We start from the raw sequence: 9,867 nt of genomic DNA, 5'->3' as shown, positions 1-9,867 counted from the left end.
GGGATACAGCACTTTTCGATGTTATGAGGTACAGTAATCGAAATTTTCCTTGAGAGTGCCTTCCCATGAAAAGCCGGAAGAATGGGCATTATAGCGTGAAAAATGGTTTACCTATTACCTATTACCTATTACCGCGCGAAGTGCTGTATTATGCCTGTTCTTCCTCCAGGGAGACCAGTTTCTCATCGATCGCCAGAGAAGGACGCAGGAGGAAATAGACGACCAGACCAAAAAATGGAATTAGGCGGGTAATCCACAGCAGAGTAGAATTGTACCATTGGCGACGAGCCATATCATCATTCACTAGCCAAGATTGAAACAGGGAAAAGAAGAGCAAATCGATCGCAAAGGAATACGCCAGGCGATCGCGACTAATAATCTGCATCAATTCTTGCGATCGTTGCCCAATATCACCAAATTCGGGTCTTGCAAACATCGCCCAACTTATGGAAATCAGGACAATTACACTTAAGAAAATACCCCAACCACGACTTTCTGTAACTTGTTCTAATCGCGATAGAGGGCGATCGCCTAATTCTGGATTCCTGCGTCTAATCCCTAACCAAGGCAAATAAAACACATTCGTCAAAAAGGCAATACCCACTAAAAACGGAAACATCGGCCACCGTTGACCTCGACCATCCACCAGGAAGCCCCATAATAATAAAGCCCAAGCCACAACAATATTAAATAACCCTTCTAAGGTAGGATGTAAAACCGGCGCTTGTTCAGGTAAAACCAGGGGAGTAATAAACCAAAAGTTTAAGCTTAAATCCCAGACTTCTTGCAGTAATTCTGAATTAATATGCAGCAAAGAGGGGCCAGGGGGCAGGTCAGAAAACAAAAGATAAACCACATAAACCAACCAGATTGTCCAAATAAAAATTTTCCCCATCACCATTGCTCGTCTTTGAAACTTTCATTCTTAAAGTCTACCTATTCCCTAGCGTGTAGCGCTATATTAAGCCACCTGATGAGAACATTGACATTTCGGCAACTGATTGAGTAATTCACTGTCAACATCACCGACTGGGGGAAGGGTTTCACCGGGTTCTAAAACTGCCCGATCCGCAGGAATTTGTTTTTCATTCGCTTGGAGCAGCTTTTGTCTAATGGTATTCAAGGCAGCTTGATTATTCACAGGCGATCGCGGTAAGGGTAAGTCTAAATTGGGCCAACTTGATAAACGAATACAAGGACAATTTTTAGTCTCCATGCTACCAATAGTCATAGGAACGGGCATCACACACCGACAGCACAGAATTATGTCCCATTTGGGCGTGAGTAATTCGGCAATAGTCTGATCTGTATCTTCTAAATAACAGTCACCCGATTGATCGGAAAGTAGGGTTTGCCAACAGTCTTCAAAGGCTTTACTATAGCGATTTCCTTCAATGACGGGATGGGGAGAAAGAGTGCGATCACCATTATGAATATAAATTTTACGCCCTAACTGGAGCCAGTGGGCTAAATATTGTCTAACTTGGTCTGCGGATGCCATAAATAATCTAACCTAAATACAGCTTATGAGTTTTGAAAACAGAGATCATACGTTGAGAGATTGGCTGATCATGCCTAGTGCTAGTCAGTTCACGATCGAGGGGTCTGGAGAAATTGGCGCTCGGCTCTGTCTAAAGATCTTGGTCGTAAGGACAGCAGAAAGGGGAATTGCTTGAGTGCGCTAGTTCCTATTCCCGATCTTCCCCTATTCCTATCTTAACCTCAATCCCCTATATCGTATCTCCATCAAACACAAGAAATTGAGCGATCAAAGCTTATAAAACTCTAAAGATTGGTGATTGAATTTAAAGGAGTACCTAACTCAGTTAAATTGAGGATATAGCCCCCCGTCACTAAGTACACTGGGTTAGCAATCGCTCCTAAATGACGAACTAAGTGCCCCAGGCGATCGCGAAAGGTTCGTCCCAAAAGATAGGCTGGGACCACCCCCCATCCCGTTTCTTCTGCTACCAAAATCAGATCTGCTTGTGTTCGTTCTATCGCCAATAACAACTCTTGCTCCATCAACTCCCATACTTCTTGATCGTATTCTAGACAGTTCGCTAACCAAGTTCCTAAAGAATCAATTAATAAACACTCCCCTTCCTGTCCCCCATCCAGACATTGGCTCAACTCCTTCGGAACCTCCCTCATTTGCCATTGTGGAGGTCTACGCTGTTGATGTCGTTCAATACGCTGTTGCCATTCTACATCGCTTGGGTCGAGTTGCGCTGTAGCAACGTAAACCACTGCCTTTTCTGTCTTTTGGGCTAACCTTTCTGCCCACTCACTTTTTCCCGATCGCGCTGGTCCCGTCACTAATATAACGGTTCCTGGACGAGAAGAATCCGTTCTCATACTCAATTGCTCAATTCCCTATGAAAAAACCAGGTACGTTTAGTGTACCTGGTTAATAGACTTCTGAGCTGTATCTTTTATACGGCTGCGAAGTAAACTTTGGATTTTACAGGATCGGGATTCATGGTTTTTTCACCCGGTTGCCAACCCGCAGGACAAACTTCGTCGGGGTGAGTTTGAACATATTGAATGGCTTGCAGTACGCGCAGAGTTTCATCAACGTTGCGACCAAAGGCTAAGTTGTTGATGGTGGCATGTTGAATGATGCCTTCTTTATCAATGATGAATAGACCCCTCAGAGCAACCCCAGCATCGGGATCGAGGACGTTGTAGGCAGCACTGATTTCTTTTTTGATATCGGAGACTAGAGGATAGTTCAGATCGCCAACACCACCAGATTTACGGTCGGTTTGAATCCAAGCTAAGTGAGAAAATTCACTATCTACAGAAACGCCTAGGACTTCGGTTCCTAACTTCTTGAATTCTTCAAAGCGATCGCTAAAGGCAGTAATTTCAGTCGGACACACAAAGGTGAAGTCTAGGGGATAAAAGAAGATCACCACATACTTACCTTGGTAGTCTGATAGTTTAATCGTCTTAAACTCTTGATCGACCACTGCGGTTGCCGTAAAGTCAGGAGCCGCCTGTCCAACGCGGATACATCCTTCAGATTGAGTCATGTCTGCTTTCTCCGTTACATATTGTTACGAATCATATCATACTCATAGTCGTTATGACTCCTTTTTTCCAACTTTCCCTAATCTTCAGTGGTCAAGGAAATAAAAATCGCCTATATCTAGGAGATACAGACGGTTTCGGAAACTCTATAAATATTTATATGGCTCGGGGCAGATTTGAACTGCCGACCTTGGGCTTATGAGTCCCCTGCTCTAACCAACTGAGCTACCGAGCCAAAACCACAACTTCGCTATTGTAACCTAATTTCAATCCAAAAAGCAAGGGAGATCGGAAAACATTTTTCCGATCTCCCTTATTAACCATCCAAATTTAGCGGTTAGGTAAATAAGCCATAGGGTTAACTGCGCCCTGTCCAGCCGGATGAATTTCAAAATGCAGGTGAGGGCCGGTACTGTAACCGGTACTCCCCATTTCAGCAATTTGCTGACCTTGGCGAACTTTTTGCCCCTTGCGGACTAACAGGCGGTTATTGTGGGCGTAGCGAGTCAGACTTCCATCAGGATGACGAATATCCACCAAATAGCCATAACCCCCCGAATTCCAATCCGAATAATCCACGACCCCTGGAGCAGCCGCGAAAATTGGTGTACCAATGGGCCCAGCAATATCAATACCCCGGTGCATTCTGCCCCAGCGCCAACCATATCCAGAGGTGAAAACTCCTTGTGCTGGCCAGATATAGCCATTCATGCGATCGCCAGGAAGATAGCGTTCACTCGGAGCCAATGGCGGCACTTCCGGCGACACCATTTCTCCAATAGGCAACTTACTGGGGTCGTAAGCATCTGGTCCGAGAGGAGCAACCGCTACATTTTGCCCTGCTCCAGAAGCAGGAGTCTGTGGAGTAGAAGGACTTGAAGAGCGGTATTTTTCCTGTAAACGCCGCAAGTCTTCTTCCAAGTTGCCTGTAGAGCTAGAAGTAGAAAACTCAGAATTTACCCGCTCTACAGGTCGAGCTACGGAAGTCACTGGCTGTTGTACTGGGGTTAAGGGTTGAGTCAGAGGTAAAGTCACGCTTGCCGGCTGATTTTGATACTGTTGGCGAAGCTGATTCAGTTCTGTCGTTAACCCTTCCACATAGGTACTATAAGCACTCTCTTCAGTAGGATTAGGGGTAGACTGCTTCTGGGATGACGAGTCATTATTGAAGCTGACTAAGGGAACCGGCTGCTGAGAATCAATAGCAGCAGAACTAATCTCGGTGGTATTGATCCCTGGAATTGCGGGAGTTGCCGTTATCGAGTCTAGGCTTTGGCTCTTAGGAATCTTTAAGTTTTGATTGACTTGAATCAAATTGGGATTGGTAATGTGATTCACTCGGATTAACTCAGATCGCGTTACGCCATAGCGACGGGCGATCGAATCTAAGGTTTCCCCTCTTCTAACTTGATGCAGTACGGGTTGAGGAAACACCGAGTCTCTCGGAGAGAACCGAGACGCTACAGAAGTAGAATTCAAGGAAGGCGCGATCGTCAAGCTCGGTAATTCCGGCTCACTCCCACTCATTTCCTTAAGTTGCTCTTTCGGTTGCCCCGATAACTCTTCAACTTCTGTATGAGTAGGTTCGACTAGAGGAGTAGCTTCTTGTAATTCTGGAGCAGCTCCTGTTTCAGTTTCAGCTTTCAGAGTTGGGTTGGCTAGAGTCTCTGTTGAGGCAATCTCTGGAGATGGAGTAAATAGTTTCGGGGTGCCATCAAACTCTGGTACAGGTTGTAACTCTCCCTCTACTTTCCAGGGTAAAGACGGCGCTACCGCAGCAGAGGATATCCCTGATGTGGAATTTTCAAATCGAGTTACTGCCAAGGACTGATCCACTTCCAGTTGATCTGGATTACTCAGTTGATTGGCTTCAATGAGCGCTGATGAGTCCACACCATGGGTTTTGGCAATAGTGTTGACCGTATCTCCCGACTGAACTTGATAAACCTCTAGGGTGATTTTCTTGGGTGTCGCATCCACTTGAGGCTCAGTGATTGGCTTAACTGTCCAAGTGGAATTAACGGGTGCTACTCCCTCTGTTTCACTTTGCATCTGCTGCCAAGAAGGTTTAACTGCTGTAACTTCTTCTGCTTTGGCTTCTTTTGGTAGGGTCACAATCACCGATTCTGATTTCACAGGTGATTCCTCTACAGGTGCAGGCAGACTTTGGAACTTGGGGGCAGTTTTTCCAGAGGGCAGAACGGTTAAGGTTCGGGATGACTCTGGGTTGACTGATTCTAATACCGCTACATAGCTAACGGCCTCATCTAAGGCTGCTTGCTCTTGTTCTTTCTGCTGTTGAGCCACCGGTTGGTTTTCATTCAATGCATCAGATGCATCTATGAACTCTGGAGTCAGAATAACTGGAACTTCTGGCTTTATTTCTTGGGTTGAGAGTTCAGAGGTTGAGAGGCTCTTTTCCTCTAAGGCTGTTTTAACTAGCGGAGGCTGCGATGTCAAGAATGGGGATTCTGGGCTTAAGATTTCCGCCCTGGAAAACCCTTCACTTTCTGGCATCACAGGCGCATTTCCCAGAGAAGCAGTTGCTGCATTGAACCCTGAAGAAACTACTGTGGTTGATATTCCCGGACCGGTTAAATTCGGTTGGGAGGCTCGGTCGGTAGTTTGAGTGGGGTCAAGCGTTGCTGGTTCTGCTGCTCTAGCCGCTTGCTGACCTTCTGGGAATAATAGGTTTGGTAAACCCATGGAAATCGCAGCCAAGCCAATCATGGCTGCTGATGTACACACCCTACGGTTGCTATCGGGGGAAACCTGCTTCGAGTGACCTAATTCTGCATGGAATACAGCGGTGGGAAGCAGAACCGATTGATTATCTTTCTGGGAATTTGCTCGTTTCAAAGAACGACCTCCTAATAGACGAGCGCTTAACAGTGTCTGAGTTAATATAACCTAACTTTCGTGATTGGAAACACTGGAGTTCATAGATCAAGATCACAGACTGTTAATAGGCTTAGGCAAGACTACCTTGCTTTTCCAATTCTGACAAGCGTTAATTTTTGTTTCAATGATTTTAGCTCTGACTCTTCAAATTGTCATCTTCTTCTACTACCTAGATTATCAGGGGGTTTCAGGAGGTTTGATGGGTATCAATCCACTTCTGATAGAAATTTCTTATTTTTGATCGCGACAAAGACTATCGATTAGGGTTTTAAAGTTGATCGAGTTTTCCGAGTTGCCGACAGGCTTCAAAGAGACCCAAGGCTGTACTGACTGAGAGATTCAGGCTACGGACTCCGGGTTGAGCCATGGGGATTTTGACCACACAATCACAGTAATGGAGGCCCTCGGAGGGCAGGCCTTGGGTTTCACTACCAAATAGGAGCCAATCATTGTGACCGAAGGCAAAATCGATATAGTTGGTTGTGCCCGAGGTACTAAAGCCGATGCATCGCCCTCCTTGGTTTTGTTGATGGGTGGTAAAGGTTTCCCAATCTAGATGATAAGTCAGATCGACAAATGGCCAGTAATCCAGCCCGGCCCGTTTCAGATAGCGATCGCTAATTTCAAAGCCTAGGGGCCCCACCAAATGTAGGGGAGTAGAGCTTGCTGCACAGGTTCGAGCAATATTTCCGGTATTTGGAGGAATTTGGGGATGAACCAGAACCACCCTAACCATAAACTTTAATAATATCAGAAATTTTAATCAAATCTAGCCCTCGGATTGCTTCAACTGAGATGATTATTTGTTGAGCGAAGATTAAGCAACTAAGGGATGACAGAGCTGCTCGGCCATCTCTCGTTCTTCTTGTTCGGTGGCAGCGATCGCCTTTTGCATGACCTTTTCTAGATTACCATGGACTTGATAATCCTTTAACCATCGTAAACTTTCATTTCCCTGGCGCAAAATCTTTTTCACGGGGGAGAGGAAACAACTAAAGCCTTTTTCTTTGGCTATAGGCAAAACCTGATTGTAGAGTTCTTCTATCCACTCCCTTGCCAAAATAGAGCGTCCATCTTGCCAATGGGTTAATCGAGCATCCAAACTCGACTGAGCTGCTGCTTGTTCATTTTCAGCCGTTAAATGCACCAATTTTTGAAGATCGCCCCTATATATATGTAGGGGGTCTAACCCTCGATCGCTAATCAATTGCCATAAACGAGCCTCTAACAGCGCTGTGATCGCCAAAAGGGAGATCGCATCAGTGACCAGATCGCAAATTCTCAATTCTAAACGATTCAGGTTATAGGGACGGCGATCTCCATTGGGACGCACAGATGTCCACAAATGACGCACATTTTGCATAGTTCCTTGGGCCAACTGTTCCTGAGTCCAATCAATATAATGGCGATGACTTTCAAACAAGGGCACAAACTCAGGCGTTTGGGGAAACACTTGCCAGCGAGTCGAATGGGAACCCGTTAACTGACCATTAAAAAAGGGAGAAGACGCACTTAATGCTAGATATAAGGGGGCTTCCAGGCGCACCAAACGACAAGCCTGCATTAACACTCCTGGATCGGCAATGCCGATATTAATATGAATACTGGCAGTAACCACCTTCGTGCCATAAGTTTTTTCGATATATCCATGGTAAGGATTCTTGGGGTCAGAGCGATAAAAGCGATCGCCTCCACCTAACGATAAAGTGCTGCCAGGAATTAAGGTATAATCGCCTAGCTCCTTGAGATATTGGCGCAACCGTTGTCGAGGCTGAAGCAGTTCGCACAACAAACTCTCGTAACGACATAAAGGAGCAGTGGTATACTCCACATTACGGCTATCGGGTTCGCGGACAAAACCATTCAGATCGGCCACAATGCGATCGGAAAGACCGACAATCTCACCTTGGGGAGTGCCGGTGTACATTTCAATTTCAAAGCCTTTGGAGAGGAGCATAGCTATTCCTCAAGTATTCTAGTTCTAGCTTATAGCGCTTGAGATCCCTAGGCAAAAGTAGGGGCGAAAAAATAGTGAGGATTCATGAGGATTCATATTCATATAGAATAAAATCCGGTTTTCTGGTATTCCCTATTCCCTATTCTCTTGATTTCCCCAAACTGCTCCAGAAGAGGGTTTCACCCGCCATAACTGATCGAGTTGGCTGGCTGGCATCGTCAAATACAAAACATCTCCAGGGGTTAACGTCGCCTCTAGTAACTCCCAGCTATGCATCACCTGATGATAGGTCGTCTCTAAATATAGGGGCACAAAATCCGCTTGTATGGCTGCATCTTCAACCCGTTGACCACAAAAGGGATGACTGGGGGTAATCAAAGCGGCTAGAGCTACCCATAAACTTCCACCCGTCATACCATTGCCCAAGATTCTACCTCCTAGGGCAGCAGCGGCAAAGGAAGGAGCCGCTAAATCAATAGGACTGAGAACCGAGTCAAGATCAAAGACTTGTTGGAATAACTTGGCAAAATGGGGGTCTTGGTTGCGGACAATAACCCGTAATTTCGGGACTAATCCCTTGCTGCTGAGGGCGATTTCCAGGTTAATCGTATCATTGCTGGTCACGGCAAATAGGCTCTCTGCTTGTTGGATATTGGCGCTCTCTAGGGTGGTTGCTAAACAGGCATCACTGACAATGACGGGGACTTTGAGAGAATAGGCGGTATTTAAAAACCGACACTTAGGATCGGATTCAATAATCACCACATCATAGCCTTTGGCATGGAGTTGACGGACGGTTTCCATACCGATACCGCCTAAACCACAAACAATATAGTGATGGCGTTGAGGAATGGGGGCAGTTTCTAGGAGTTTGCGGAAACGAGTCCCTAACACCCAATCATTAAGCAATGCGTAGCCAATACCAACAATGCCTGCACCAATGAGCATCATAAAGGCGGTAAATAGTTTAATGGCAGCAGGAGCTTTTTCAGCAACTTCTTCTTGTCCTCCTGCACCGGTAATCATACCCACGGAAAAATAGAGGGCATCAACGATGGGAATTTCCCAGTTAATGGTGGTATAGGTAAAGGTGGCAATCAGAATGGTCAGACAAAGGAAAAGAGTGACTAGCACCGAGGATTGGAAGTGTTGTTGAAATTGGCGCAAATAGGTAACGAACTTACCTATTTTAGCGATCGCAGAGGTTTGGAATTTTTTAGGACTCGGTTCTGTGGCTAGAATGAGGCGATCGCCAATTTGTAACTCTCGCTCTTGCAATACCCCAGAAACTAAATCGGTTTTGCCATGGTGAGGCAGATAGTAAATCAGCATTCGATGGGGATTTTCCCATAAAGCAGTCAGGCTCATGCCTAGCCAAGGATGATTAGTATCAATATATTCCTCATAAATTGGCCAAGTTTGATTGTAGAGTTTCAGTTGGCCAATGGCATGATTGCCAAATGCAGCAAACATGAATACCGGTGCAGCGAGGGAAGAGACGCTCATGGTGGTGTGCTGGGGTAGCGTTCGGTCTAAGCGATCGCCTAAGTTAATATTAAACAAGCGATTAATCACTTGAATCTGGGGATTTAAGATCCGCGCTTGCACTAAAATTGCTAAATTCTCAGCATCATCATTACTGGCAATCACCAAGGTATGGGCTTCGACTATTCCAGCTTTCATCAGAGAAGAGGCTGAACGCAAGTCCCCTACCACGATATTGGTATGTTCGCCAGCAAGCGGTTCAGTAGAGATGCCAATCACCGTAGCTCCCTGTTGTCTGAGAAGGGAATAGATAGTGTATCCAGTGCGTCCAAGACCACAAACGATAATTCGAGGTTTCATAGAAAGGAAAGGTATCACCGTCTTGAGCTGAATGAGTCGGGTTGAGATCAGTCTAATTTTCCATTGTTGATGAGTAGGGTGACCCAGATTGTAACTCAATACACCATCAGACTAGGCAATAGGGAGTA

The 9,867-nt window shown here is 45.7% G+C and carries 8 protein-coding genes and 1 tRNA gene; all 9 read right to left on the bottom strand.

Annotated elements, in window-relative coordinates; genetic code table 11:
- Nucleotides 1–148 precede the first annotated feature (148 nt).
- On the bottom strand, nt 149–895 hold the full coding sequence (locus tag J7545_RS01935) for a hypothetical protein (protein ID WP_318701391.1): 747 nt from the start codon (nt 893–895) through the stop codon (nt 149–151).
- Between the two features lie 66 nt (nt 896–961).
- Nucleotides 962–1,501 carry a hypothetical protein gene (locus J7545_RS01930; protein ID WP_318701390.1) on the bottom strand — a complete coding sequence of 180 codons (540 nt, stop codon included), beginning with the start codon at nt 1,499–1,501 and terminating at the stop codon, nt 962–964.
- 284 nt (nt 1,502–1,785) lie between these two features.
- Complete coding sequence (gene cobU, locus J7545_RS01925) at nt 1,786–2,358, bottom strand: bifunctional adenosylcobinamide kinase/adenosylcobinamide-phosphate guanylyltransferase (RefSeq protein ID WP_318701389.1); 573 nt, start codon at nt 2,356–2,358, stop codon at nt 1,786–1,788.
- 77 nt (nt 2,359–2,435) lie between these two features.
- Nucleotides 2,436–3,038 (bottom strand): peroxiredoxin, encoded by a 603-nt coding sequence (locus J7545_RS01920; protein ID WP_318701388.1) that lies wholly within the window; start codon nt 3,036–3,038, stop codon nt 2,436–2,438.
- Nucleotides 3,039–3,197: 159 nt separating this feature from the next.
- Nucleotides 3,198–3,271 (bottom strand) — tRNA-Met (locus tag J7545_RS01915).
- Between the two features lie 95 nt (nt 3,272–3,366).
- Nucleotides 3,367–5,895, bottom strand: coding sequence for a peptidoglycan DD-metalloendopeptidase family protein (locus tag J7545_RS01910; RefSeq protein WP_318701387.1), 2,529 nt, complete (start codon nt 5,893–5,895; stop codon nt 3,367–3,369).
- Nucleotides 5,896–6,205: 310 nt separating this feature from the next.
- Nucleotides 6,206–6,673: a tRNA (cytidine(34)-2'-O)-methyltransferase gene (locus J7545_RS01905; protein WP_318701386.1), complete on the bottom strand. Its 468-nt coding sequence runs from the start codon at nt 6,671–6,673 to the stop codon at nt 6,206–6,208.
- Between the two features lie 81 nt (nt 6,674–6,754).
- Entirely contained in the window at nt 6,755–7,894 is a 1,140-nt protein-coding gene (gene gshA, locus J7545_RS01900) for a glutamate--cysteine ligase (RefSeq protein WP_318701385.1), read from the bottom strand.
- Nucleotides 7,895–8,026: 132 nt separating this feature from the next.
- Complete coding sequence (locus tag J7545_RS01895) at nt 8,027–9,739, bottom strand: NAD(P)-binding protein (RefSeq protein WP_318701384.1); 1,713 nt, start codon at nt 9,737–9,739, stop codon at nt 8,027–8,029.
- Nucleotides 9,740–9,867 lie beyond the last annotated feature (128 nt).

Origin of the sequence: Roseofilum sp. SBFL (assembly GCF_017746885.1) — a bacterium.
Lineage (GTDB): Bacteria > Cyanobacteriota > Cyanobacteriia > Cyanobacteriales > Desertifilaceae > Roseofilum.
The sequence above is the reverse complement of the archived record's forward strand: the minus strand, read 5'-3'. Positions and strand labels throughout refer to the sequence as shown.

Bases quoted from the DNA above. Each gene is read 5' to 3' on its own strand.
- J7545_RS01935 (WP_318701391.1), bottom strand. From the start codon at position 895: ATGGGGAAAATTTTTATTTGGACAATCTGGTTGGTTTATGTGGTTTAT.
- J7545_RS01930 (WP_318701390.1), bottom strand. From the start codon at position 1,501: ATGGCATCCGCAGACCAAGTTAGACAATATTTAGCCCACTGGCTCCAG.
- cobU (WP_318701389.1), bottom strand. From the start codon at position 2,358: ATGAGAACGGATTCTTCTCGTCCAGGAACCGTTATATTAGTGACGGGA.
- J7545_RS01920 (WP_318701388.1), bottom strand. From the start codon at position 3,038: ATGACTCAATCTGAAGGATGTATCCGCGTTGGACAGGCGGCTCCTGAC.
- J7545_RS01905 (WP_318701386.1), bottom strand. From the start codon at position 6,673: ATGGTTAGGGTGGTTCTGGTTCATCCCCAAATTCCTCCAAATACCGGA.
- gshA (WP_318701385.1), bottom strand. From the start codon at position 7,894: ATGCTCCTCTCCAAAGGCTTTGAAATTGAAATGTACACCGGCACTCCC.
- J7545_RS01895 (WP_318701384.1), bottom strand. From the start codon at position 9,739: ATGAAACCTCGAATTATCGTTTGTGGTCTTGGACGCACTGGATACACT.